This window comes from Streptomyces sp. NPDC107500 (genome assembly GCF_055582785.1).
In genome coordinates this window covers 453,252-478,169 of sequence record NZ_JBVJPF010000005.1, presented here as the reverse complement: position 1 = coordinate 478,169, position 24,918 = coordinate 453,252, and the positions used below count along the sequence as shown (strand labels likewise).

Genomic DNA, 24,918 nt, shown 5'->3' with positions numbered 1-24,918 from the left:
CGAATCATGACGAAGGCAATCAGCGTCTCCGGGCTCCACAAGTCGTTCGGGCGGACGCACGCGCTGGACGGGCTCGATCTGGAGGTCGAGACGGGCGAGGTGCACGGCTTCCTCGGCCCCAACGGCGCCGGCAAGTCCACCACCATCCGCGTCCTGCTCGGCCTGCTGCGCGGCGACTCCGGTGCCGCCCAGGTGCTGGGCCGCGACCCGTGGACCGACGCCGTGGAGGCGCACCGGCGGATCGCCTACGTGCCCGGCGACGTGACCCTGTGGCGCAATCTCTCCGGCGGCGAGGTCATCGACCTCTACGGGCGGCTGCGCGGCGGCCTGGACAAGGCGCGCCGGGCGGAACTGGTCGAGCGGTTCGAGCTGGACCCGACCAAGAAGGGGCGCACGTACTCCAAGGGCAACCGGCAGAAGGTCGCGCTCGTCGCCGCCTTCGCCTCCGACGTCGACCTGCTGATCCTCGACGAACCCACCTCCGGGCTCGACCCGTTGATGGAGGAGGTCTTCCAGCGGTGCGTGGCCGAGGAGCGCGAGCGCGGCCGGACGGTGCTGCTCTCCTCCCACATCCTCAGCGAGGTCGAGGAGCTGTGCGACCGCGTCAGCATCATCCGCAACGGACGGACCGTGGAGAGCGGCTCGCTCGCCGAGCTGCGCCATCTGACCCGCACCAGCGTGAGCGCCGAACTCGCGGGTGCGCCCAACGGCTTGGCGGGTCTGCCCGGCGTGCACGACCTCGACGTCCGGGGCCACCGGGTCCGGCTCCAGGTCGACACCGACAAACTGGACGCCGTACTCCGGTCGCTGAGCGAGTCGGGCGTGCGGTCGCTGACGTCGACGCCGCCGACGCTGGAGGAGCTGTTCCTGCGGCACTACCAGGCCGAGGACGCCATCGGCGAGGAGGCCGAGGAGGTGGCGGCGCGATGACCGCCGGCGCCGCCCTCGGGGCCCGGCCGGGCGGCTCGCGCCAACTGGCCGGCACCGGCACACTGTTGCGGTTCGCGCTGCGCCGGGACCGGGTGATGATCCCGGTCTGGGTCGCGGTGAACGCCCTCATGGTCCTGTCCATGCCGGGCACCATCGAGGGCCTGTACGGCACCGCCGCCGAACGCGCCGACCTGGTACGGCAGATGGAGACCAACTCCTCGTTGCGCGCCATGGTCGGCCCGCTCTTCGACGACGGCCTGGGCGCCCTCACCGCCTGGCGGGTCGGCGTGTACGCCGCCGCGCTCGCCGCCGTCACGAGCCTGCTCGTCGTCGTACGGCACACCCGCGACGAGGAGGAGAGCGGACGGCAGGAGGTCGTCGCCTCCGGCATGGTCGGCCGCCGCGCCTCGCTGACGGCGGCCCTGCTCGCGGCGGCGGTCGCGAACGCCGCCCTCGCGCTGCTCGTGACCGCCGGACTCGCCGGACGGGGGGCGGCCGGAGCGGTGGCCTTCGGTCTGGGCGTCGCGGGTGTCGGGATGCTCTTCGCGACCATGGCCGCGATCGTCGCCCAGCTGACCGAGAGCGCGCGGCTGGCCCGGGGGCTGACGGCCGGGGTGCTGGGCGGGGCCTTCGTGCTGCGCGCCGCCGGTGACTCCGCGACGGTCGACGGCTCGTCGGTGCTGACGTGGCTGTCGCCGCTCGGGTGGCTGGAGAACCTGCGGCCCTTCGCCGGCGAACGGTGGTGGGTGCTGGCGCTGATCGCCGGCGCGGCGGTGGTGCAGGGCGCGGTGGCCTACGGGCTCGCCGGGCGCCGGGACCTCGGCATGAGCTTCCTGCCGACCCGGCCGGGACCGGCCACCGGGCGCCTGGCGACGGCCGGTGCGCTGGCCTGGCGGCTGCAACGGGGCAGCGTCCTCGGCTGGAGCGTCGGCTTCCTCCTCGCCGGTCTGGTGTACGGAGGGATGACGGAGGGCGCGGCGGACCTGGTCGGGGACAACGAGCAGGCCCGCCGGATCATCGAGCGGATGGGCGGACAGGCTCAGATCACTGACGCGTTCGTGTCGGCGATGGTCGGGATGCTCGGACTGGTCGCCGCGCTCTACGTCGTGGCGTCGGTGCTGCGGCTCAGCGGCGAGGAGACGTCCGGGCGCGCGGAGCCGGTGCTCGCGGGCGCCGTGGGGCGGCTGCGGTGGGCGGCGGGACACCTCGTCGTCGCCTTCGGCGGCGCGGCGCTCATCATGCTGCTCGCCGGCGCCGGTTTCGCGGCCGGCTACGGGCGGGACGCCGGGGCGATCCTCGGTGCGTGCCTCGTGCAGCTGCCCGCGGTGTGGGTGATCGGCGGGGCGGCGGTGCTGCTGCACGGGGTGCTGCCGCGGGGCGCGGTCGCCGCGTGGGGCATCGCGGGAGCGGTGCTGCTGATCGGCTGGGTGGGACCGGCGCTGGACGTGCCGCAGGCGGTGCTGGACGTCTCGCCGTTCGGTCATCTGCCCAAGCTGCCGGGCGGGGAGATGAGCTGGTCACCGGTGCTGGTGCTGCTGCTGATCGCGGGGGTGCTGGTGGCGGCGGGGCTGGCGGGGCTGCGGAGGCGGGACATGAGCACCTGAGCCGGTGCGGCGAACCGGAGGGCGGGCCTTCGGCGTCCTGATCGGCATGAAGCGAGATGCGGTGACGTGTGGTGGATGTGTGGTCTCGGCGGCGGGAGCCATAGGCGCCTTGTGGCTGTGGGGGGCATCCGATCGCACGCAACGGCATCTGGGCCGCAAGTTCGAGAACAACGGGCAGGACTTCGGCGCCGCCCTCGTCGAACTGCCTCTCGTGGTGGTGGCCGGCGCGGTCCTGCCCGGCCTGGTGTGGGGGCTGGGTGCCTGGCTGCTCTCGCGGCGCGGGCGAGGTCGCGAGCGCTCACAGGTGCACGGGTAGCCCCGTCAGGCCCCGCATCACGAAGTTCGGCCTCCGCTCCGGTTCCGCCGCGAGCCGCAGCGTCGGGGCCCGCTCCAGCAGGGACGTCATGGACGCCGCGAGTTCGATCCGGGCGAGCGGCGCGCCGATGCAGTAGTGGATGCCGGCGCTGAAGGAGATGTGCGGGTTGTCCCGGCGGGCGAGGTCGAGACGGTCCGGGTCGGCGAACACCGCAGGGTCGTGGTTGGCGGAGCCGAAGAGCAGCGCCACCTCGGCGCCGCGCGGGATCACCGTCCCGTCGATCTCGATCTCGTCCAGCACCCAGCGCTCGAACATCTGGAGCGGGGTGTCGTAGCGCATCAGCTCCTCGACCGCGGTCGGGACGAGGGAGTGGTCGGCGCGCAGGGCCGCCAGCTGGTCCGGGTTGCGGAACAGGGCCAGCCAGCCGTTGGCCGTCGCGTTCACCGTGGCCTCGTGACCGGCGTTCAGGAGCAGCACGCAGGTCGAGATCATCTCCTGCTCGGTGAGGCGGTCGTCGTCCTCGTCGTGGGCCGCGATCAGACCGGAGACGAGGTCCTCGCCGGGTTCCTTGCGGCGGGCGGCGATCAACCCGCGCAGGTAGTCCGAGAAGTCGAGCGAGGCACGTACCGCCCTCGCCGCGGTCTCCTCGGACGGGTTCAGCTCGTACATCCCGCAGATGTCCGCGGACCAGGGCCGCAAGGGGGCCCGGTCGGCCTCCGGGATGCCCAGCATCTCGGCGATCACCGCGACCGGCAGGGGCTCGGCCACGTCGGTGAGCAGATCGCCGCCGCCCGCCGCCACCACCCCGGCGACCAGGTCGTCCGCCAGCGCGCGCACGTACGGCTTCAGCCGCTCCACCGTGCGCGGCGTGAACGCCTTCGACACCAGGCGCCGGATCCGGGTGTGGTCCGGTGGCTCCAGGTCGAGCATCCCGTGGTCGTTGAGCGTGTGGAAGGGTTCCTGCTCCGGCGGGGGCGGGGTGCGGCCGAACTCCTCGTGCGAGAAACGGTGCTGGTAGGTCCGGCCCAGCCGCCGGTCGCGCAGCAGCGCCGAGACGTCCGCGTGGTGCGGGACCAGCCACTGGTCGCTCGGCTCGTAGTAGTGCACCCGGCCCCGGTCCCGCAGCTCGGCGAAGGCGGGGTAGGGGTCGGCGACGAACGCGGGGTCCCACGGGTCGAAGCGCGCGGAGCTGTCGATGGCGGCCATGGACGGACGCTAGCCGGTGGCATCGACGCTGACCAGAGGCCGCCGGTCCGGCGCCGGCCCGCCGCTGCCCCTCGCGGTCACGCCCTCAGCCCGGCGTCACCAGCCGTGCCTCGTAGGCGAACACCGCCGCCTGGGTGCGGTCTCTGAGGCCCAGCTTCACCAGGATGCGGCTGACGTGCGTCTTGATCGTCGACTCGGCGACCACCAGGCGCTCGGCGATCTCCGCATTCGACAGGCCCTGCGCGATCAGCACCAGGACCTCCGTCTCCCGCTCGGTCAGGTCCCCGAAGGCCGCCTGCGCCGAGGGCATCAGGCGCGGGGCGTCGGAGAGCTTGGAGAACTCGGTGATCAGGCGCTTGGTGATCGAGGGCGCGAGCAGGGCCTCCCCGGCCGCGACCACCCGGACGCCGTCGGCGAGCTGGCGGGCGGAGGCGTCCTTGAGGAGGAAGCCGGAGGCGCCCGCGCGCAGCGCCTGGTACACGTACTCGTCGAGGTCGAAGGTGGTCAGCACCAGGACCTTCGACGTGCCGTCGGCGGCGACGATCTCCCGGGTCGCCTCGATGCCGTTCAGCTCCGGCATGCGGATGTCCATCAGGACGACGTCGGGGGCGAGTTCGCGGACGCGGTCGACCGCCTCCCGGCCGTTGACCGCCTCGCCGACGACCTCGATGTCCGGCATCGCGTTCAACAGGACCGAGAAGCCCTCGCGCACCATCATCTGGTCGTCCGCGATCAGTACCCGGATCGTGCGGCCGGTCATGCGTCACCCTCGCTCACCGCGGTGACCGGCAGGAACACCGCCACCTCGTAGCCTCCGTCGTCGGTCGGGCCGGCCGTCATCTCGCCGTTCAGCATCGAGACGCGCTCGCGCATGCCGGTGACTCCGTGTCCGGCGCCGGGGGACGGTTTGACGAAGGTGTTCTGCGGGATGGCGGTGTTGACTATGCGCAGGCCGAGGCCGCCCAGGACGTAGGCGACCTCCACGCGGGCCGTCGCGCCGGGCGCGTGCCGCAGGGTGTTGCTCAGCGCCTCCTGCACGATCCGGTACGCCGACAGCTCCACGCCGGGCGGCAGCTCGCGCACCGCGCCGGTCACCGCCTTCTCCACGCCCAGGCCGGCCTCGCGGACGTTGGCGAGCAGGGCGTCCAGGTCGGTCAGCGTGGGCTGCGGGGCGTCCGGGGCCTCGTAGTCCTCGGCGCGGACGACACCGAGGACGCGGCGCAGCTCGGTGAGGGCGGCCACCGCGTTCTCCCGGATGGTGGCGAAGGCGCGCTCCAGCTCCTCCGGCGGATTCTCCACCCGGTAGGGCGCGGCCTCCGCCTGGATGGCGACCACCGACATGTGGTGGGCGACCACGTCGTGCAGCTCGCGGGCGATGTTGGTGCGCTCCTCCAGCAGGGTGCGCCGGGACCGCTCGTGCGCGGTGACCGTCTGCTGGGCGGTCACCTGCTGCCGGGCGTCGCGGCGGATGTGCCAGAGCGAGATCGCGAGCAGGGCGAAGGCGGTGAGCAGCAGCAGGGGTGCGGAGTTGCTGCCGTACTGGCCCGGGCCCCACAGGGACTCGTTGAAGAAGGCGTAGGCCGCGGTGATGACCCACATCCACACGGCGGTGCGCGGGCGGGTGCGTATCGCCACGATCACCAGCACGGCGGTGTGGCACATGAACGATCCCGGCAGCCACGGCCAGTCCCCCCAGCTGCTGCCGAGCAGCGCCACCAGCGGCGTGGCCACCATGGACATCCAGAAGGCGCCGACCGGCCGGACCAGGGTGGCCAGCACCGGGAGCGCGCACACCAGGCCGCTCAGCAGGGTCCACTGGCTGCTGTAACCGCCCACCAGGCCGCCGTAGAAGCACAGCAGCGCCGCGCCGGCCACCGCCAGGTACGGGACGCGGGCCGCGTACGGCCGCATCCGTGCGGGCAGGCGGCGGACCCACGGGGCGTCCGGGGCCGTGCGGGACAGCGGGCGGTAGGCGAAGGCGTCGTGGAACAGGTCCTCGCGCAGGCCGCTCAGGGCATCCTTGGCCAGCCGGTACTCGGGGCTGCGGGTCGCGCTCGCGTCGCCGGGAGGCGTGCTACCCGTCTGGGTCGTCTCGGTCACGTTGCCACGGTAGGCGGCGGCGGGAGGGGCCGTCGTCACCAGTGAGAGGGGTCCTTGGGCATCCGCCTCAGGTACTACGGGGGCCGGGGACGGTCCACGCGCGTCCATCGGAGTCAGTACCCCGAGGGCCGCACGAGGCCCGACTCGTACGCGAACACGGCCGCCTGGGTGCGGTCCCTGAGCCCCAGTTTCACCAGGATGCGGCCCACATGGGTCTTCACCGTCTGCTCGGCGACGACCAGGCGCTGGGCGATCTCGGCGTTCGACAGGCCCTGTGCGATCAGGGCGAGCACCTCCGTCTCCCGCTCGGTCAGCTCACCCACGCGGGCCTTCAGCGGGGCGCGCGGCCGGTCGTCCAGCCGGGAGAACTCGGCGATCAGGCGGCGGGTGATGCCCGGCGCGAGCAGGGCGTCCCCGGACGCCACCACCCGGACCGCCTCGGCGAGCTGGTCGGCGGACGCGTCCTTCAGCAGGAACCCGGAGGCCCCGGCCCGCAGCGCCTCGTACACGTACTCGTCGAGGTCGAAGGTGGTCAGCACCAGCACCTTGATCTCCGGGGTCGCCCCGGTGATCAGGCGGGTGGCCTCGATGCCGCCCAGCTCGGGCATGCGGATGTCCATCAGGACGACGTCCGGGGCCTGCTCGGCGACCTTGGCGACGGCGTCCAGGCCGTCCACCGCCTGCCCGATCACCTCGATGTCCGGCTGGGTGTTGAGCAGCACGGTGAATCCCTGCCGGACCATCTGCTGGTCGTCGGCGATCAGGACACGGATCACGCGCCCGTCGCTGCTGGTCGTCATCGGGTGTCGTCCTCGGGGATGTGGTGGGCGGAGGGTTCGTCGGTGCCGGCCGGTTCGTCGGGGACCGCGGGTTCGGCGGCGTCGACCGGCAGGAACGCCGCCACCTGGTAGCCGCCGCCCGGCAGTGCGTGCGCGGTCAGGCTGCCGTCGAGCATCGCCACCCGCTCCCGCATGCCGAGCAGCCCGTGCCCCGCCCCCTGCGACGGCGCCGGCGCCCGCTTCGGGCGGGTGTTGGAGACCTCCACGCGCAGCCCGATCGGGAGGTACGTGAGGTGGACCCGGGCGGTCGCGCCGGGTGCGTGCCGCAGGACGTTGCTGAGCGCCTCCTGGACGATCCTGTACGCCGACAGCTCCACGCCGGGCGGCAGGGGCCGGCGCGTGCCGCTCGTCCCGGTGGTGACGGTCAGTCCCGCGGCCCTGGTGTTCTCCACCAGCGCGTCGAGCCGGTCGAGGGTGGGCTGCGGGGCGTGCGGCGCGGGATCGCCGCCCGCGGACGCCTCCGGTACCTCGGGGTGCTCGGAGCGCAGCACGCCCAGCACCCGGCGCAGCTCGGTGAGCGCCTCCAGCGCGTTCTGCCGGATGCCCGCGAGGTTCTCCCTCAGCTCGTCCGGCGGGTCCTCGACGAGGAGGGGGGCGACCTGGGCCTGGATGGATATCACCGACATGTGGTGGGCGACCACGTCGTGCAACTCGCGCGCGATGCGGCTGCGCTCCTCCAGCAGGGTGCGCCGGGCCCGCTCCTCGGCGGTGAGCGAGGTCTGCTGCGCGAGTTCCGAGCGTGCCTCGCGGCGGCCGCGCAGGGCGGTGCCGAGGACGACGACGACCGTGAACAGGATGACGGCGAGCATCCCGGTCGGCTGGAAGTTCGACGCGCCCACCACGCCCTGCACCAGGTAGGTGGTGAGCGCGGTCAGGGCCAGCGCCTCCAGGGACACCCGGGTACGCACCCGCAGGGCGAGCAGGAGCAGGACGAAGAGGTGGGCGATGAGCCCGGCGGCCGTCCAGGGCCAGGTGAACTTGTCCCCGTCCGCCACCATCTCGGCCCGCACGGCGAAGGCGCCCACCAGCATGCCCGCCATCGACAGCCACCACGCCGCGACCGGCCGCCACAGCGCCAGGACCATCGCACCGGCCTGCGCGAGCGCGATGACGAAGGCGAATCCGGGGTCGACCCCGCCGTTCTCACCGAGCTGGGCCGCGTCGCCGAGCAGCACGCCGAGGGCGGCCAGGCAGACGATCCCGTGCGGGAACCAGCGCAGCCACACCGACGGCGGCAGCGGATCCGGCCGCCACGTCCACAGGTCGTCGTGGAGCACCCCCAGCACGCGTTCGACTCGGCCCCGGGCCGTGTGTCGTGTCCCCCTTCGTGTCACGGGCCCCACCCTAGACATGACGTGCACCCGCCGTCCCCGTCCGGCCGTCCGGGCGGTGGGCCCGGACGATCTTGGAACGGCGCCGGGCGCCACCGCGCTCGCAGGAGCGAAAGGCGGCCCAGCAGCCCGCCAGGACCAGCGCGAACACCGGGAGCCAGGCGATCCTGGCCGCGACCCAGTCCAGGCCGTCGGGGCGCGTGTGCAGACCGGGCAGGCGGCCCAGGAGGAGGCTGCCGGCCGTGGTCGCCATCAGCGCCGTCTGGTGCCAGAGGAAGATCGTCATCGCGGAGAGATTGACCAGGGCGACGGCCGCCCACGCCACCGGCCGCCGCATCGCGTGTCGGAGCGGGTCGCGCAGCAGCAGGGCGAGTCCGCACTGCGCCAGACCGAAGGTGACGGCGGCCAGGGTCGGCGGATTGAGATTCGACACCGCGGCGCCCGGGACGCCGACCATCGAGGCCGGATAGCCCGCCCAGGCGACGAGCGCCGCGGTCGCCGCCGTACCCCCGGTGAGCAGGATCCAGCCGCTGCGGCGGCGGTCCAGTTCGCCGCGGGTCCAGGCGGCGCCGAGGGTGAAGGGGACCAGCCAGCCGGCCGCGAGGTTGAGCCAGCCGAGCCAGGACGGGGCTCCGAAGCCGAAGCGCAGCAGGTCGACGTGGAGGACGACGACCAGCGGCCACAGCGGGCTCAGCCGCGTCAGCACCGGCGTCGCCGCCGTCAGCGCAGCGAAGACCAGCAGGAACCACATCGGGGACAGGGCCAGCTTCACCAGCGTGTGGACGGTGCCGAACTCCGCGCCGGACAGGAGCAGCAGCGCGGCCGTCACCGTCCACAGGCCGAGGACGGCCAGGACCGGTCGGAACAGCCGGGAGAGGCGGGCGGACAGCCAGCGGCCGTAGGACTCGCCCCGGGCACGGGCGGACGCGTAGCCACGGGTGGCGACATGGCCGCCGACCAGGAAGAACACGGCGAGGGTCTGGAAGGCCCAGGAGACCGGGGCCAGCCAGGGCATGTCTCCCAACGGGCTGGCCGCACGCAGGCTGTTGCCGTCGGCGACCAGGGCCGTCACCAGCCAGTGCCCGAGGACCACCCCGAGGATGGCGAAGGCTCGCAGGGCGTCGACGGCCCGGTCCCTCGACGCGGGCGCGGCGGCGTCGATCCGGCCGGCGGAGCGGAACAGGCTCCGCCGGACGGTACCGGGCCACCGGGTGGGGGCCTCCCGCGTGGGGTTCGGCCGGGTCTCCGGCATCTCCAGCGTCGCTCGGAGCGTTCGGGGCGCTCGGAGTGTTCGAGGGGCTCGGGGGATTCGGACCGCTCGGGGCCTTCGGACCGCTCGGGTCACGTCAGTCATGGGTCACCTCCGTGGTCTCGCCCAGGGCGATCCGGGCCAGGTTCGTCAGGGAGCGGGAGCCGGGGTCGAAGTAGTCGCTGTGGCCGCCTTCGCCGGCGTCGAAGACCCGGGCGCCGAACTCCGGGGAGACCGGGTCGGTGCCGAAGCCGACGGTGGTGCCGAACAGCTCGGTGCTGAGGTGCGGAACGTGCTCCACCCAGTCGTCGTCGCCCCGCGCCGCCCAGATCCGGGCGCCGCTGCGCAGGCCGGCGGCCGTGTCGGCGCCGGTGCCCGGGCTGCCCAGCAGGGCGATGTCGGAGACGTCGAGGCCGTCGGCGGCGCGGGCGCAGACGACCGAGCCGTAGGAGTGGCAGAGGAGGGTGAGGCGGGTGCCGGGCCCGGTGATCCGGCGCAGGTCGGCGACGAGGGCGCGCAGCTTCGGGGCCGCCCGCTCGGCGCGGCCGGTGGTGGCGACGGTGGTGCTGATCGTGCCCGGCGTCTCGTAACCCAGCCAGGCGACGACCGCGGTGCGGGTCCCGGCGGGCGCCTGCGCGACGAGCTGCCGGTGCAGCGCGACGGCGGCGGCGCGGAACCGGCCGTAGGTGTCGAGGCCGGTGTCGGAGCCCGGGACCAGGACGGCGACGCGGTCGGCCCGCGCCAGGTCGCCGAGCACCTCGGTGGCCAGTCCGGCGCCCCGGCCGTCGAAGGCGAGGAGCCGTCGGGACCGGTCGGCCATCGCACGGTCGGCCGCGGCACGGTGACGGTCGCCGTGGTCGGCGGCCATCCGGGACGCCTCGGCGGCGTTGGCCCGGTGGGCCGCGTACGTCTCGGCCAGCGTGGCGGCTGTCGGCGCCGGCGGCTCGGCGGGGAGCGGGGCCGGGATCCGGGGCTGCGCGGCACCGGAGAGCGGGAGGACCACGGCACCGGTGATGAGGGCCGCGCACACGGCACGGCGCCACCTGCCCGCGTACCGCCGCCAACGTACCGCCGTACCGGGCCACATGGCCGCTCCCCTCCGGCACGCCCGCCCATCGGGCCCGCCTGCAAGGGAAGTTATGAATCGGGCCGGGTAACCCGCGTCCCGCCAGGGAACTCACCTGGCGGGTAGCTCTCAGGTACTACGGGTACGACCCGAGCCACCGGACCACCGGACCACCGGATCGCCGAACCACCGGTCCCTGTCGGCCTCACCTCACCACGCCAACTGCGCGATCTCCTCCGCCACCACCGCGCACGCGTCCGCCGCCGGGTCGATCAGCGGGAAGTGGCCGACGTCCTCCAGCAGGGTCACGCCCACCACCTCCCCGGCCTTCGCCGCCGCGTCGGCGTACGCGTCGGCGACGGCCTGCGGCACGTCCACGTCGGCCCGGCCCTGGACCAGGGTCGTCGCGATGCCGGTGGGCAGCAGCAGGGCGGGGTCGGCGTAGGGACGGCGTTCGGCGAACAGGTCGCCCCCGCCCAGGAACTGACGTGCCGCTCCCCCGCACACGTCGAGCTTGTCGGCGACCTCGAAGTCTGCGATCGGCGCGAGCGCGACCACGCCCCGCAGCGGCGCCGGGCGGTCGGTGCGCCAAGGGGCGTCGGCGGGCAGCAGGTGCCGGGCCGCCGCCCACAGGGCGAGGTGCCCGCCGGCGGAGTGGCCGGTGAGCACCGTACGGCGCGCGTCGGCCCGCGGGAGGTGCCGCCGCACCAGCCCGGGCAGCGCGTCCAGCGCGGCGGCCACGTCGTCGAGGGTCTCGGGCCACCGCCCCGCCACGGGCCCGCCCGTACCGGCGTCACCGTCCTCCGCACCGCGCCGGTACTCCACACTCGCCACGGCGAAGCCCCGGTCCGCCAGGAACCCGGCGAACGGGCTGACATGGCGACGGTCGTACGGCGCCCGCCACGAGCCTCCGTGCAGGACCACCACGACGGGAGCGGCGTCGCCCGGCCCCACGGCGGCACGCGGCGCGTAGAAGTCGATCACCTGGTCGGGGTGGTCGCCGTACCCGGCCGTGCTGTCGGGGTCCACCGCCGGATGCGCGAAGGCCGATTTCTCCTCCGCGGCGTTCCTCGCGGCAGCGGTGCCCGGTTCTGCGGCGGCGTCCGGCATGCTCAACCTCTCGGCGAAGGAACGGTGTTGGCGGACCGGATGAGTGGAAATCGGCCGTTGGCGGGACGTTATCAGGCCGATGACGTGCGCGGACATGGGGATGTGACGCTGGGTGAGGACCAAACGATTCGCCCGGCCCCCACCCTTCACCCGCGGGTGACGTCACCACTCCCGCGCGTCACCCCGGCGTCGCCGCCGCGCGTCACCCCAGCGTCCGCGCCAGGACCCGGGCCGCCCGCTCCACGTCCGCGAAGCCGACGTACAGCGGTGTGAAACCGAAGCGCAGGACGTCCGGGGCGCGGAAGTCGCCGACCACGCCGCCCTCGATCAGCCGCTTCATGACCTCGCCCGCGTCGTCACAGCGCAGGGCGACCTGGCTGCCGCGCTCCGCGTGCGCGGCCGGGGTCACGGACTCCACCCGGCCGGCGGGTACGTACGCCTCGACGCAGCGCAGGAAGAAGTCCGTCAGCGCCAGCGACTTGGCCCGCACCGCCGATACCGAGACCCCGTCCTCGTCCCACACGTCCAGCGCCGCGTCCAGGGCGAGCAGGGAGAGGATGTCCGGCGTGCCGACCCTGCCGCGCGCCGCTCCGGACGCCGGGGCGTACGCGGAGCGCATGCCGAACGGCTCGGCGTGCGAGTTCCAGCCCGGCAGCGGGGAGTCGAAGCGGGGCTGGAGGTCGCGGCGCACGTACAGGTAGGCGGGCGAACCGGGGCCGCCGTTGAGGTACTTGTAGGTGCAGCCGACCGCCAGGTCGACACCGTGCTCGTCGAGCCCGACCGGCAGCGCGCCCGCGCTGTGGCACAGGTCCCAGACGGCGTACGCCCCGCACGCGTGCACCGCGCGGGTGAGCGCGGGCAGATCGTGCAGGCGGCCGGTGCGGTAGTCGACGTGGTTGAGGAGCACGGCGGCGGTGCGGTCACCCCGGGCGGCCAGCGCCGCGGGCACCTCGGCCGGGGCGACCGGGCGCAGCGTGCAACCCGTCATCCGTGCCGCCGACTCGGCGATGTACCCGTCGGTGGGGAAGGTGGTGGCGTCGACGACGATCTCGTCCCGGCCCGCACCGCCTCCGTCGCCGCCGTCCTCCCGCGCCATGCGCACGGCGGCGACGAGCGCCTTGAAGACGTTCACGCTCGTGGAGTCGCCCACCACGATCTGCCCGGCCGCCGCGCCGACCAGCGGTGCGATCCGGTCGCCGATCCGCTCGGGCGCGGTCCACCAGCCGCTCTCCTCCCAGGAACGGATGCGCAGCTCGCCCCACTGGCGGCGGACGACGTCGTCCACGCGCGCGGGCACGTGCGCGGGGAGGGCGCCGAGCGAGTTGCCGTCCAGGTACGTCACGTCGTCGAGGACGAACCGGCCGCGCACCGCGGCCAGCGGGTCGGCGACGTCCAGCTGCTCGGCCTCGCTCCTCGGCTCAGACATAGGACCGCGCCGTCCACAGCTCGGGGAAGACGTTGCCGCGGGCCCGCTTCTCCAGCCAGGCCACCCCGGCCGAGCCGCCCGTGCCGGTCTTCGAGCCCATCGCGCGGCGGGTGGCGACCAGGTGGTCGTTGCGCCAGCGCCAGACCAGTTCGGCGACGTCGGTGAGGGCCTCGCCGAGGCGGGCCAGCTCGCCGTTCTGGTCGCCCTTGTAGACGGCCGTCCAGGCGGCCTCCACCTCGGGTGCCGCCTCGTACTTCCGGGTGACGTCCCGCTTGAGCACGGCGCCCGGTATGTCGTACCCGCGCCGGTCGAGCAGCCGGACCACCTCGTCGTACATGCTCGGCTCGTGCAGTGCCTTCTCCAGTTCCGCGTGGACGCGCGGGGCGCCGCGGTGCGGGACGAGCATCGAGGCGGACTTCTCGCCGAGCAGGAACTCCATGCGGCGGTACATGGCCGACTGGAAGCCGGAGCCCTCGCCGAGGGCGGCCCGGTAGGAGTTGAACTGGGCCGGGGTGAGCTGCCCCAGGGGCGTCCAGGAGGCGTTCAGCGCCTCCAGCTCCCGTACCGAACGCTTGAGCGCGTCGGTCGCCACCGGGATCCGGTCCTCGCGCAGGGCGCGGGCGGCGGTCTCCCATTCGTGGACGATGACGGTGAACCACAGCTCCATGACCTGGGTCGTGACCAGGAAGACCATCTCTCCGGGATCGTCGGAGAGGGTGTGCTGGAGATGGGTGAGCACGTCCGCCTGGACATAGTCCTCGTACGGCGTGCTGCCCTCGAAGTCGAGATTCGGGGCTTCGTGGGACATCGCTGTCTCCTGATGTGCACGGGTAGCGGTCCGCCCTGCCGTTACCGGCACGGGGCCCCGGTCCCCAACGGCATCCTCCGCAATCGTCGCAGGAAACCGCAAGGCCCGCCCGCGCGGGGCGGACGGGCCTGGGGTGTTCCTCGCGCTAGCCGAGCACCTCGGCCGCGGCGGGCGAGGAGTCCTTCAGGAACTGGGCGCAGCGCTCGTACTCCTCCTTCTCGCCGATCGCCTGGGCGGCGCGGGCGAGGGCGTGCAGGGCGCGCAGGAAGCCGCGGTTCGGCTCGTGCTCCCAGGGCACCGGGCCGTGCCCCTTCCAGCCGCTGCGGCGCAGGGCGTCCAGGCCGCGGTGGTAGCCCGTACGGGCGTACGCGTACGACTCCACGACGCTGCCCCGTTCGAACGCCTCGTCGGCCAGGCGGGCCCAGGCGAGCGAGGACGTCGGGTACTTCGCGGCGACGTCGGCGGGGGAGGTGCCGCCCGCCAGCAGTTCGCGGGGCCCGGGGTCGTCGGGGAGGTGGGTCGGGGGCGGTCCCCCGAGGAGGTTCTCGTGAATGGACATGGGTCAAGTCTGCGGCATGGGTGTGAGGGGGTGCGTGGTCGGCCGCGGGTGCGGGGTGGTCTGCCACGGGTGCGTCGTCGGCCGCGGGTGCGTGGGGGCTGGGCGCGCAGTTCCCCGCGCCCCTTGAGGGCGTGATCCGGACGTCGGCGCGAGGAGGCACCCGGCGCCGGGGGCCCTGCGTACGGGTGCGTCGTCGGGTGCGGGTGCGCTGGGGCTGGGCGCGCAGTTCCCCGCGCCCCTTAGGGGCGTGATCCGGACCCGTGTGGGCGGGTGGGGTCCCTGCGTGCGGATGGGCGCGCAAGTTGCCCGCGCCCCGTAGGGCAGCGGCACAGTCGTGTACGGCTACGTGCCGTGTTCCGCCTCCAGGGGTGGGGTCAGGAGCGAGCCGTGGGTGCGGCATTCGGGGCGGCGGCAGTCCGGGGACGGGCGGCGGACCGTCGTGAAGGCGATCGCGGAGCCCGCCACCAGGACGCCCGCGCAGATCAGCATCGCCGGGCCGAACGCGTCGTCGAAGGCCCGTGCGGACCGGTAGGCCTCCTCGCCCATGCCGGTGAGCAGCGGCAGCGCGGCCACCGCGACGAGCCCCGCCGCACGGGCCGCCGCGTTGTTGATGCCGCTGGCCAGTCCGGCGCGCGCGGTGTCCACGGCGGCCAGCACGCTCGCCGTCAGCGGCGCGACCAGGGTGACCATGCCGAGGCCGAGCACCACCAGGGCGGGCAGTACGTCGCTGAGGTAGGAGGCGCCGGGTCCGACCCGCAGCATCAGCACCATGCCGGCGGCGCACAGCAGCGGTCCGACGGTGAGCTGGAGCCGGGGGCCGAGCCGCTCGGACAGCTCGCCGGAGCGGGCGGAGAGCAGCAGCATCAGGACGGTGGTCGGCAGCAGTGCCGTACCGGCGGCCAGCGCGGACCAGCCGACCACGACCTGGAGCTGGAGCGCGGCCAGGAAGAAGAAGCCGCCGAGGGCCGCGTACACGCACAGCGTGACCACGTTGATCGCCGTGAACTGGCGGGAAGCGAAGACGTCCAGCGGCATCATCGGGTCCGCGCGACGGCCCTCGACGACCACGAAGGCCACCGCCGCGGCCACACCGGCCACCGCGCTCACCGCCACCGCCCAGGACGCGCCGCGCGCCTCGATCAGCGCGTACGTGAGCAGCGCGAGGGCCGCCGCGCCGAGAACCGCGCCGAGCACGTCGAAGCGCGCGTGGGCGCGCTGGTCCGAGGACTCCGGTACGTGCCGCAGCGCGATCGGCGCGCACAGCAGGGCCAGCGGGACGTTGAGCAGGAAGACCCAGCGCCAGCCCGCGCCGTCCACCAGCCAACCCCCGAGGAACGGCCCCACCGCCGCGCCGACGCCCCCGAAGCCCGACCACAGGCCGACCGCGCGGCCCCGGTCGTCGGGGTGGAAGGAGGCCTGGATGAGGGCGAGGGAGCCGGGCGTGAGCAGCGCGCCGCCGATGCCCTGGAGGGCGCGGGCGGCGATCAGGACACCGGCGTTCGGCGCGACACCGCACAGCAGGGAGGCGGCGGCGAACCACAGCACCCCGATGACGAAGATCCGGCGGCGGCCGAACCGGTCGCCGAGCGCGCCGCCGAGGAGGATCAGCCCGGCCAGCGTGACCATGTACGCGTTGACGGTCCACTGGAGCGCGGCGAGGTCGGCGTCGAGGTCGCGCCCGATGCGGGGCAGCGCGACGTTGACGACGGTGGAGTCCAGCAGCGCCATGCTGGAGCCGAGGACGGTGGTCAGCAGGATCCACTTGCCTTGCGGTGAGGCCAGCCGGACGTCGGGCATGCCCCCAGGTATACAGCGAGCCCGGCGCGTTCGGCGCCGGGCTCGCTGCACGTCTCGCGGCCGGATGACCGCCCGAGGACCGGGCGGACGGGTGACCGCCGGGGACTACTTGATCTTCGTACCGGCGGACCGCAGGTGACCGCAGGCCTCGACGACGCGCGCGGCCATGCCTGCCTCGGCCAGCTTGCCCCAGGTGCGCGGGTCGTAGGTCTTCTTGTTGCCGACCTCGCCGTCGACCTTCAGGACGCCGTCGTAGTTGCGGAACATGTGGTCGGCGACCGGGCGCGTGAAGGCGTACTGGGTGTCCGTGTCGAGGTTCATCTTGACCACGCCGTTCTCCAGCGCGGTGGCGATCTCCTCGGCGGTGGAGCCGGAGCCGCCGTGGAAGACGAAGTCGAACGGCTTGGAGCCGGCCGGCTGCCCGTACTTCGCGGCGACGCCCTCGTTCAGCTCCTTGAGCAGGTCGGGGCGGAGCACGACGTTGCCCGGCTTGTAGACGCCGTGCACGTTGCCGAAGGAGGCGGCGAGCAGGTAGCGGCCCTTCTCGCCCAGGCCCAGGGCCTCCGCGGTGCGCAGCGCGTCGTCGACCGTGGTGTAGAGGGAGTCGTTGATCTCGTGCGAGACACCGTCCTCCTCGCCGCCGGTCGGGGTGATCTCGACCTCCAGGATGATCCTGGCGGCGCGGGCGCGCTCCAGCAGTTCGGTACCGATGGAGAGGTTGTCGGCCAGGGTCTCTGCGGAGCCGTCCCACATGTGGGACTGGAACAGCGGCTCGCGGCCGGCCTTGACGCGCTCCTCGGAGACGGCGATCAGCGGGCGGACGTACCCGTCGAGCTTGTCCTTCGGGCAGTGGTCGGTGTGCAGCGCGATGTTCACGTCGTACTTCGCGGCCACGATGTGCGCGAACTCGGCGAGGGCCACGGCGCCCGTCACCATGTCCTTGCTGTGCTGGCCGCCCAGGAACTCGGCACCGCCGGTGGAGATCTGGACGATCCCGTCGCTCTCCGCCTCGGCGAAACCACGCAGGGCCGCGTGCAGCGTCTGGGAGGAGGTCACGTTGATGGCCGGGTAGGCGAACTTTCCTGCCTTCGCCCGGTCCAGCATCTCGTTGTAGACCTCGGGAGTTGCGATGGGCATCTGTCCGCTCCTTGTATGTGCGGGTGGGCTCGGCTGCTGCTTATGGCCCTGACCTAGGACTGGGGGGCGACGTCATCGTCGGCCCCATCCTTCCAGACGGACCGGGAATACCCGAGTGGACCTCCGGGCGGACTCAGTCCAGGCCCAGCTCGTCCTTGTCGTACGCGTACAGGTACGGCACCCCCGCGCCCTGCTCGATCTTCTCGGCGGCGCCCGTCGCGCGGTCGACGATCGTGGCGACGGCGACGACCTCGGCGCCGGCCGCGCGCACGGCCTCGACGGCGGTGAGCGGGGAGCCGCCGGTGGTGGAGGTGTCCTCGACGACCAGGACGCGGCGGCCCTTGATGTCCGGACCCTCGACCTGGCGCTGGAGCCCGTGCGCCTTGGCGGCCTTGCGGACGACGAACGCGTCCAGGCGCTTTCCGCGCGCGGCGGCGGCGTGCAGCATGCTCGCGGCGACCGGGTCGGCGCCCATGGTCAGGCCGCCGACCGCGTCGAACTCCAGGTCGTCGGTCAGCTCCAGCAGCACCTGCCCGACCAGCGGCGCGGCCTCGCCGTCCAGGGTGATGCGGCGCAGGTCGACGTAGTAGTCGGCCTCGAGCCCCGAGGAGAGGGTCACCTTGCCGTGCACCACGGCCTTGTCCTTGATCTGCTGCAGCAGCGCCGCGCGTACGTCCGTCATGTACGCCAGCTTAAAGGCGGCGCCAGGACCAGGTCGTCGTGGCCTCCAGCGGCTCCAGGGGCGTGACCAGGCGGGGGAGGGTGTTCAGGCCGTTGGGCGGCCCGGTCTGCGGCTCCACGCAGACGGCGGCGTCCTGCTCGTCGTACACCACGACCCAGTGCTCGCGGCTGGTCACCTTCAGCTCCAGCCGCTCCGGCCAGGTCAGGGTGACGTCGACGCCGTCCGGCATGCCGAAGCAGTCGTCCCAGGGGCCCGGCTTCGGGTCGACACGGTTGCCGGTCGGCAGGTGGTCGTCGCCGCGCTCCTCCTGCCAGGCGGGGTCGAAGCCGATGGCGACGTCCGCGCCGTCGAGGGTGCGGTTGAACCACGGGTGCCAGCCGACCTGCGCCGGGAAGGACGAGTCGTACGTCTCCACGGACATCGTCAGCGTCAGCGCGTCCTCGGTGAGGGCGATCACCTGGGTGACGCGGCCGGTGTAGGGCCAGGGGTCGGAGAGGTCGTACGTGATGACCGCCTCGTCCGCGGTGACTCGCGCGGTGCGCCAGGCGGCGTCCCGGGCGGTGCCGTGGATGGCGTGCGGCGGGGCGTTGAGCGGCATCCGGTGGACGGCCGCGCCGTCCCGGAAGCGGCCGTCGCGGATCCGGCCGCACCAGGGGACCATCGGGAAGCAGCCGTAGCGCTCGCCCTGGCGGAGCAGTTCCGTGCCGCCGACGCGGAGTCCGCCGATCCGGCCGCCGTTGCCCGGCAGCACGGTCGCCTCCGCGTCACCCGCGGTCAGCGTGATGGGTTCGTTACTCACGCCACGACCCTACTGGGGCGATCAAGGGCGCACCGGAACGCGGGGTGGTGCGTGCGGTCCGGGAGGACGCTCAGCGGCGCTTGCGCAGCGCGCGGCCCACGACGATCGCCCCGGCCACGACCACGGCCGCGGCGGGGGCGGCCCAGCGCAGGGGGGCGCCGGCGACGCCCGTCTGGGGTGCGGGGACGGGGGCGTACCGGCCGCGCGGCGGGGCGTGGTCCACCTCCTCGGCGCTGCGGCCGATCATCGTGCGGCGCGCGTGCGCGGCCTCGGCGGGGGGTTCGACCACGTCGGGGGCGGGGGTCTGCGGGGCGGCGGGGGTGGCGGGGGTCTGCGGGGCGGCGGCTCGGCCCTCGTCCGCGCCGTCGGCGTCGTCGGCGTCGTCCGCGCCCTCCGTGTCGGCCACCTCGTCCGTGTCCTCCGCACCGTTGGCGTCGTCCGCGCCCTCCGTGTCGTCCGCGTCCTCCGTGTCGAGGGAGGGCGGCGGGACCTCGGTGTCGAAGACGGAGGCGGGCGGCCGCTCCTCGGCCGCCGCGGTGCCCAGGTTCTCCGCGAACCGGGTCAGCAGGCGGGCCGTGGCCGAGGCCACCGACTCCTCGGGCAGCTCCGTGACCCGCCCGTCCGCGGTGGCCGTCCCGGCGAAGACGACGGTTGCGCCGCCCTCGGCGTCCCGGACGGAGAGCGTCAGGGCGAGCGTGACCTCGCCGGTGCCGCGCGACTCGGTGGCGTCGCCCTCGACGGCGTACGTGCCGTCCGGGCGCGCGGACAGGCGCAGCGAGCCCCGGTAGGTGATGGAGTGGCTGCCGATACGCACCTTCAGCCGGCCCGCGACGGGCTCGGCACCGGCGTCCTGCTGGAGCCCCGGAACCGCCCGGGCGACCCGGACGGGGTCGGCCAGCACGTCCCTGAGCCGCTCGGCCGGAACCGGAACGAACACCTCATGCTCCATGTCACGGCACCCTACCCAGCGGGCGCCCGGAGCACCCCCCGTCGGCCCAAAGTCACCCGGCGTCCCCCCCGCTCCCCGGCGTCACCAGACCCGTCTCGTAGGCCACCACGACCGCCTGGGCCCGGCTGCTCAGGCGCAGCTTGGACATCGTGCGGTTGAGGTGGGTCTTCACCGTGGCCTCGCTGATGAACAGGCGGTCGGCGGCCTCGGCGTTGCTCAGTCCGCGGCCCACCAGGCCCAGCACCTCCGCCTCGCGCGAGGTCAGCGCCGCCAGCCCGGGCGGTGGAGCGGCGTCCGGCGGGTCCGTGCGGGCCGGGTCCGTCATCCGCGTGAACGCCTCCACCAGACGCCGGGTGACCGCGGGGGCGAACAGGGAGTCGCCGCCGTGCACCGCGGCGACCGCGGCCAGCAGCCGTTCGGGGCCCGCGTCCTTGAGCAGGAAGCCGGAGGCGCCGGCCCGCAGGGCGCCGTACACGTACTCGTCGAGGTCGAAGGTGGTCAGGACGAGGACGCGGGGCGCGGGGTCGGCCGCCTCGGCGAGGATCCGCTCGGTGGCCTGGATGCCGGTCATGCCGGGCATGCGGATGTCCATCAGGACGACGTCCGGCCGGGTGCGCGCGGCCAGTGCCACCGCCTGCGCGCCGTCGGCCGCCTCGCCGACGACCTCCATGCCGGGGGCGGCGCGCAGCAGTGCGGCGAGGCCGCTGCGGACGAGGAACTGGTCGTCGACGACGAGCAGCCGCACCGGACGGCCATCGGGCCCTCCGGTCGTTTCGTCCCTCGGATGCTCTGGGTCGGTCATTCCCTGAAGGTGTCTCCCCGGCGTGCGGTGCCCAGCGGCGTCGGCAGGGTCAGGAGCACGCCGAATCCCCCCTCGCCGCGCGGGCCGACGACGATCGTCCCGCCGTAGAGCTTGGCCCGCTCCCGCATCCCGATCAAGCCGTGGCCGCCGCGCTCGGCGATTGTGTCCGAATCCGCCCCCTCCCGCGGCCCGGCGGTGCGTCCGTCGTCGGTGACTGTCACTGTCACCTCGCCCGTGCGGTAGGCGAGTTCGACGGTGGCGCCGGCTCCGGGGGCGTGCTTGAGCACGTTGGTGAGCGCCTCCTGCACCACCCGGTAGACGCACAGCTGCATGCCGGACGGCAGCGGACGGGGCGCACCCGTGGTCCGCAGTTCCACGCGCACGCCGCCGGCGCGGACCCGGGTGACCATCTCGTCCAGCTGGTCGAGGCCCGGCGCGGGGGCGCCGTCCGCGCCCTGGACGCCTTCGGCCCGCAACAGGCCGAGCATGCGGCGCAGTTCGGCCAGGGCCTCGCCGCTCGCGCCCTCCACGGTGTCGAGGGCGGTGCGCGCGGTGCGGGCGTCGGAGTGGAAGACGAAGCGGGCGAGGCCGGCCTGGACGTTGATGACGGCGATGTGGTGGGCGACCACGTCGTGCAGCTCACGGGCGATCCGCACGCGCTCCTCGGCCACCTCGCGGCGGGCCCGGTCGGCCTGTTCGGCCCGGAGCCGGCGGGTGAGGTCGGCGGTGCGGCGGGCGACGTACCCGAACCGCCAGAGCACCAGCGGGAATCCGACGGCCTGCCCCACCACGGACGCCATCGCCTCGGCACCGGCGACCACCCCGGCGTAGATCCAGACGCCCGCGAGCAGGGCGGCGCAGGCGGCGGCGGTGCGGGTGGGGCGCAGGGAGGCGACGGTGTAGAGGGCGAGCATGGGGCCGAAGGAACCGACGACGGGCCAGTAGCCGAGGGTGACGTAGAGCGCCCAGCAGACGTGGACGGCGAGGCAGACGGTGACGGGGGCTCGGGTGCGCAGGGCGAGCGGGAGGGTCAGCAGGGCGACGAGCGACCAGGCGCGCGGATCGAGCGCGGGCCACCCCTGGGCGACGGCCTCGGTGCCGAGCAGGACGGCCACGGTCGTCAGCGCCGCGGCGATCAGGCCGTCGGCCGCCAGGGGATGCAGGCGCATTGCCGCAGCGTAGGTCCGCCGCCCGGCGTCGGCGTCCTCCTTTCGCGGTACCGCGGAAGTTGCAGGAACCCGCGGGCTACCGCGGCGGGTTGGGTCCCGTCTCCACCCACGGCCCGATTCCGCGACCGGCCGCGCGGCCCTAGGTTCTCGGTGCGGGCGATCCACAGGGGGGTGTGGCGGTCCGTCCGCGCCCGGGGGAGGAGGGCGGGCCGCCGCACGCGGCGCACCCGGGTCGTCCGGCCCGACTCCGCGCGCCCGTCGGGTTCAGTACCGCGGATGCACCAAGGTCGACGGGGGCAGACCGGGGATCCGGGTGCGGGACGCGGCCGCGGCGTCCCGGGCGAGCGACCGGGGCGTGAGGGTGCGTGGGCGGGGGTCCCGCGCCGTACGCAGCGGCAGTGCGGGGGGCGTACGGGCGGCCAGGAGGAAGCCCCAGTCGCGGGCGGCGCGGGGGCCGGCGGCCGTGCGGTCGGGGCCGGGCGTGAAGCCGGCGTCCCGGGCGGCGACGCGGTAGGCGACGGTCGGCAGTCCGGCCGCGCGGAGTGTCGCGTCCACCGTCCAGAAGGTCCGGGGCCGGGCGGCGGCCGGGCCCGCGTGCACCACCAGCCGCCCGTCGGGGGCGAGCACCCGCCGCAGCAGGCCGTAGAACTCCTGCGAGTACAGCTTGGTGCTGGCCGTGATGCCCGGGTCGGGCAGGTCCGAGATCACCACGTCGTACGTCGCGGAGGGCGTCGACCGCAGCCGCCGGAAGGCGTCCTCCGTCAGGACGTGGACGCGCGGGTCGCCGTAGGCGTGCTCGTTGAGGGTGGACAGCCCGGGGTCGTGCCGGGCCAGCCGGGTGAGCCCGGGGTCGAGTTCGAGGACGTCGACGCGCTGGACGCCGGGGCGCCGCAGCGCCTCTCGCGCGGCGAGGCCGTCGCCGCCGCCGAGGATCAGCACGCGCGCGTGCGTGCCGCTCATCACCGGGTGTACCAGGGCCTCGTGGTAGCGCCGTTCGTCGCTGCCGCTGACCCGTAGCCGTCCGTCCAGGAACAGGCCGAGGGACCGGCCGTCGGTGCCCCCGGTGAGGACGACCTCCTGCACTCCGGTCCGGACGGCCACCCGGACGTCCTGGCCGTACACGGCCTGCCGGGCCGCCCGTTCGAAGTCGCCGGCGAGGGCGGTGGCCGTGGCGAGGAGGGCGAGTACGAGGAGGTTGGCGGTCAGCAGCAGCCAGCGGGCCCGGCGCGTCAGGTCGCGCCGGAACAGACCGAGGACCAGGGCCGCGCCGACGGCCACGTTGACGGTGCCGGTGAGCAGCGCGCCGGTGAGCTGGCCGAGGAAGGGGAGCAGGACGAAGGGGAAGGCGAGGCCGCCGACGAGCGCGCCGACGTAGTCCGCGGCGAACAGGTCGGCGACGGCACCGCCCGCGTCCTGCCTGCGCACGCGCTGGATCAGCTCCATCAGCAGCGGCACCTCGGCGCCGATCAGCACACCGATGACGAGCGAGAAGGCGACCAGCAGGAAGCGCGGCCCGTCGGCCCACAGGCCGCCCCAGCCGCCGGTCCAGGCGAAGACGGCGTACAGGATCATCGCGCTGGAGCCGCCGACGAGGGCGAGGACCGCCTCGACCGCGCCGAAGCCGGCGGCGGCCAGCCGGCGCAGCCGTTTGGCGGCGAGCGAGCCGAGGCCCATGGCGAAGACCATGACGGACAGGACGACGGACGCCTGGGTGACCGAGTCGCCGATCAGGTACGAGGCGAGGGCGACCAGTTCGAGTTCGTACACCAGCCCGCAGGCCGCGCAGACGAACACGCACGCCAGGACCAGGAACCGCGCGAGGGCGGGCCGGACGGGCAGCCGCGCGGGCGCCTGCGGATCGCAGGGGCGGCCCCAGGACGGCGGAGAGCCGGGCGGGGCGGGCGCGTGCGGATCGATCACGGAGTGACGTTACGTCACTCCCCCACTGCGCTTCGTCACCCACACGTGTGAAACTGGCGTCGCGTTCGGCCCCACAGGTTTATCCGGGAGCGGCCCGGCGGCGGACCGCTCCCCGCCCGGCGGGGCCCCGGCTCACACCGCCGACGGCCTGAGCTGCGACGCCGGCACCCGGATGCCCACGCGGGTCCGGGTCGCCACCACCTGCCCGTCCTGCGGGTAGGCGTGCCAGGTGCGCCAGTGCACCTGCCCCTCGCGCCGCTGGGCCAGCAGCGCGGTGAAGGCGTGCGGGCTGCCCGGGAAGACGCCGGCCAGACCGTGCGGATGGTCGGAGACGAGGGCCAGCAGCTCCTGGGCGCGGCCGGCGAAGGAGCCCGGCGTCAGCACCTCCACCCGCGCGGCGAACTCGTACTCCCAGTCGCCCACCCGCTTGGCGACGCCGAGCGGCAGCGGGGTGCTGCTGCCGGGGATGCACGCCACCGTCTCCGAGCAGTTGCCCCGCTCCTCCTCGAGGAGCACTTGATGGGAGGCGCCTAGGAGTCTCAACTGAAGTTTCGCGTCCGTGAGTTCGACATCGAGAGAGGCGAGCGCGGGCAGCGGCTCGCGCCCCAGGGCCCAGGCCAGGTCTGCGGCGCGCGTGTCGGTGTAGGCGGTGTTCAGGGTCGTGAGCATGGATCGGCTCCGCAAGCACACAAGGAGAGGAAGATGTGGGGCCCGCGCATCCCGGCCACTGCCGGGGCTGCGGTCCGGGCAGCCCGGTCGGCCGGTCAGGAGGGGGGTCAACAGGTCGTCCGAGGAGCTGCGTTGGTGAGGGAGAGCGAATCATGAACTATGGCGCCGCCACAGCGTTTTTACCCAACTTCGTGGGGTTTCCATCCCTCAGGGGGCTCCACTGCTCAACTGTTCAACCAGGGCGCACACCCCGAGCGAACGGAGTGCGCCGGAGCGTACGAGCGCCCACCGGGTGTACGGCCGGTGGGCGCTCTCGTTGGGGCCCGGGGCCCGGTCCCAGGACCGGGCCCCGGGGGGGGGGGGGGGGGGTCGGCCGTCGCTGGGTCGGCTGGCTCATTCCGTTCACCTCCCCCCCCCCCCACCCACCCTACCCCCCCCCCCCCCAACCAC

Annotated in this window: 23 protein-coding genes; 3 read left to right on the top strand and 20 right to left on the bottom strand. The window is 74.1% G+C overall.

The window, feature by feature from the left end:
- Positions 1–6 precede the first annotated feature (6 nt).
- Genes ACZ67M_RS22545 through ACZ67M_RS22535 form a run of 3 tightly spaced genes read left to right on the top strand, consistent with a single transcriptional unit; the run spans position 7 to position 2,850 of the window.
- Positions 7–930, top strand: a complete 924-nt coding sequence (locus tag ACZ67M_RS22545) for an ABC transporter ATP-binding protein (protein ID WP_469852439.1) — start codon at positions 7–9, stop codon at positions 928–930.
- Positions 927–2,534 carry an ABC transporter permease gene (locus tag ACZ67M_RS22540; RefSeq protein ID WP_469852437.1) on the top strand — a complete coding sequence of 536 codons (1,608 nt, stop codon included), beginning with the start codon at positions 927–929 and terminating at the stop codon, positions 2,532–2,534. Before ACZ67M_RS22545 ends, ACZ67M_RS22540 begins: the two co-directional genes overlap by 4 nt.
- Positions 2,535–2,580: 46 nt before the next feature.
- Complete coding sequence (locus tag ACZ67M_RS22535; protein ID WP_361361685.1) at positions 2,581–2,850, top strand: hypothetical protein; 270 nt, start codon at positions 2,581–2,583, stop codon at positions 2,848–2,850.
- On the opposite strand, the gene ACZ67M_RS22530 is transcribed toward ACZ67M_RS22535, so the two are convergent.
- From ACZ67M_RS22530 to ACZ67M_RS22435, 20 genes are all read right to left on the bottom strand, one after another.
- Positions 2,833–4,056 (bottom strand): cytochrome P450, encoded by a 1,224-nt coding sequence (locus tag ACZ67M_RS22530; protein WP_361361683.1) that lies wholly within the window; start codon positions 4,054–4,056, stop codon positions 2,833–2,835. The genes ACZ67M_RS22535 and ACZ67M_RS22530 overlap by 18 nt on opposite strands.
- Before the next feature lie 85 nt (positions 4,057–4,141).
- Positions 4,142–4,816, bottom strand: a complete 675-nt coding sequence (locus ACZ67M_RS22525; protein ID WP_361361681.1) for a response regulator transcription factor — start codon at positions 4,814–4,816, stop codon at positions 4,142–4,144.
- Entirely contained in the window at positions 4,813–6,156 is a 1,344-nt protein-coding gene (locus ACZ67M_RS22520) for a sensor histidine kinase (RefSeq protein ID WP_385800192.1), read from the bottom strand. Before ACZ67M_RS22520 ends, ACZ67M_RS22525 begins: the two co-directional genes overlap by 4 nt.
- Before the next feature lie 113 nt (positions 6,157–6,269).
- On the bottom strand, positions 6,270–6,956 hold the full coding sequence (locus ACZ67M_RS22515) for a response regulator transcription factor (RefSeq protein WP_361361679.1): 687 nt from the start codon (positions 6,954–6,956) through the stop codon (positions 6,270–6,272).
- Positions 6,953–8,347 (bottom strand): sensor histidine kinase, encoded by a 1,395-nt coding sequence (locus tag ACZ67M_RS22510; protein WP_469852433.1) that lies wholly within the window; start codon positions 8,345–8,347, stop codon positions 6,953–6,955. The genes ACZ67M_RS22515 and ACZ67M_RS22510 overlap by 4 nt, the downstream gene beginning before the upstream one ends.
- On the bottom strand, positions 8,340–9,578 hold the full coding sequence (locus tag ACZ67M_RS22505) for an acyltransferase family protein (protein WP_469852432.1): 1,239 nt from the start codon (positions 9,576–9,578) through the stop codon (positions 8,340–8,342). The genes ACZ67M_RS22510 and ACZ67M_RS22505 overlap by 8 nt, the downstream gene beginning before the upstream one ends.
- A gap of 94 nt (positions 9,579–9,672) precedes the next feature.
- Entirely contained in the window at positions 9,673–10,662 is a 990-nt protein-coding gene (locus tag ACZ67M_RS22500; protein WP_469852430.1) for an alpha/beta hydrolase, read from the bottom strand.
- A gap of 189 nt (positions 10,663–10,851) precedes the next feature.
- Positions 10,852–11,751 (bottom strand): alpha/beta hydrolase, encoded by a 900-nt coding sequence (locus tag ACZ67M_RS22495; RefSeq protein WP_392011559.1) that lies wholly within the window; start codon positions 11,749–11,751, stop codon positions 10,852–10,854.
- Between the two features lie 202 nt (positions 11,752–11,953).
- Positions 11,954–13,177 (bottom strand): kynureninase, encoded by a 1,224-nt coding sequence (gene kynU / locus ACZ67M_RS22490; RefSeq protein ID WP_469852428.1) that lies wholly within the window; start codon positions 13,175–13,177, stop codon positions 11,954–11,956.
- On the bottom strand, positions 13,170–13,985 hold the full coding sequence (locus ACZ67M_RS22485) for a tryptophan 2,3-dioxygenase family protein (protein ID WP_469852427.1): 816 nt from the start codon (positions 13,983–13,985) through the stop codon (positions 13,170–13,172). Before ACZ67M_RS22485 ends, kynU begins: the two co-directional genes overlap by 8 nt.
- 145 nt (positions 13,986–14,130) lie before the next feature.
- Positions 14,131–14,544 (bottom strand): DUF3151 domain-containing protein, encoded by a 414-nt coding sequence (locus ACZ67M_RS22480; protein WP_122616749.1) that lies wholly within the window; start codon positions 14,542–14,544, stop codon positions 14,131–14,133.
- A gap of 342 nt (positions 14,545–14,886) precedes the next feature.
- Positions 14,887–16,341, bottom strand: a complete 1,455-nt coding sequence (locus ACZ67M_RS22475) for an MFS transporter (protein WP_469852425.1) — start codon at positions 16,339–16,341, stop codon at positions 14,887–14,889.
- Positions 16,342–16,446: 105 nt separating this feature from the next.
- On the bottom strand, positions 16,447–17,478 hold the full coding sequence (fbaA, locus tag ACZ67M_RS22470) for a class II fructose-bisphosphate aldolase (RefSeq protein ID WP_064728993.1): 1,032 nt from the start codon (positions 17,476–17,478) through the stop codon (positions 16,447–16,449).
- A gap of 133 nt (positions 17,479–17,611) precedes the next feature.
- Positions 17,612–18,160 carry an orotate phosphoribosyltransferase gene (pyrE, locus tag ACZ67M_RS22465; protein ID WP_125495688.1) on the bottom strand — a complete coding sequence of 183 codons (549 nt, stop codon included), beginning with the start codon at positions 18,158–18,160 and terminating at the stop codon, positions 17,612–17,614.
- Between the two features lie 10 nt (positions 18,161–18,170).
- Entirely contained in the window at positions 18,171–18,959 is a 789-nt protein-coding gene (locus ACZ67M_RS22460; RefSeq protein WP_469852422.1) for an aldose epimerase family protein, read from the bottom strand.
- Positions 18,960–19,029: 70 nt separating this feature from the next.
- Positions 19,030–19,908, bottom strand: a complete 879-nt coding sequence (locus tag ACZ67M_RS22455; protein ID WP_469852420.1) for an SRPBCC domain-containing protein — start codon at positions 19,906–19,908, stop codon at positions 19,030–19,032.
- Between the two features lie 52 nt (positions 19,909–19,960).
- Complete coding sequence (locus tag ACZ67M_RS22450; protein ID WP_469852419.1) at positions 19,961–20,710, bottom strand: response regulator transcription factor; 750 nt, start codon at positions 20,708–20,710, stop codon at positions 19,961–19,963.
- Entirely contained in the window at positions 20,707–21,879 is a 1,173-nt protein-coding gene (locus ACZ67M_RS22445) for a sensor histidine kinase (RefSeq protein ID WP_469852417.1), read from the bottom strand. Before ACZ67M_RS22445 ends, ACZ67M_RS22450 begins: the two co-directional genes overlap by 4 nt.
- A 264-nt stretch (positions 21,880–22,143) precedes the next feature.
- Entirely contained in the window at positions 22,144–23,799 is a 1,656-nt protein-coding gene (locus ACZ67M_RS22440) for a polyamine aminopropyltransferase (RefSeq protein WP_469852415.1), read from the bottom strand.
- A gap of 132 nt (positions 23,800–23,931) precedes the next feature.
- Positions 23,932–24,468 carry a DUF2617 family protein gene (locus ACZ67M_RS22435; protein WP_361361654.1) on the bottom strand — a complete coding sequence of 179 codons (537 nt, stop codon included), beginning with the start codon at positions 24,466–24,468 and terminating at the stop codon, positions 23,932–23,934.
- Positions 24,469–24,918 lie beyond the last annotated feature (450 nt).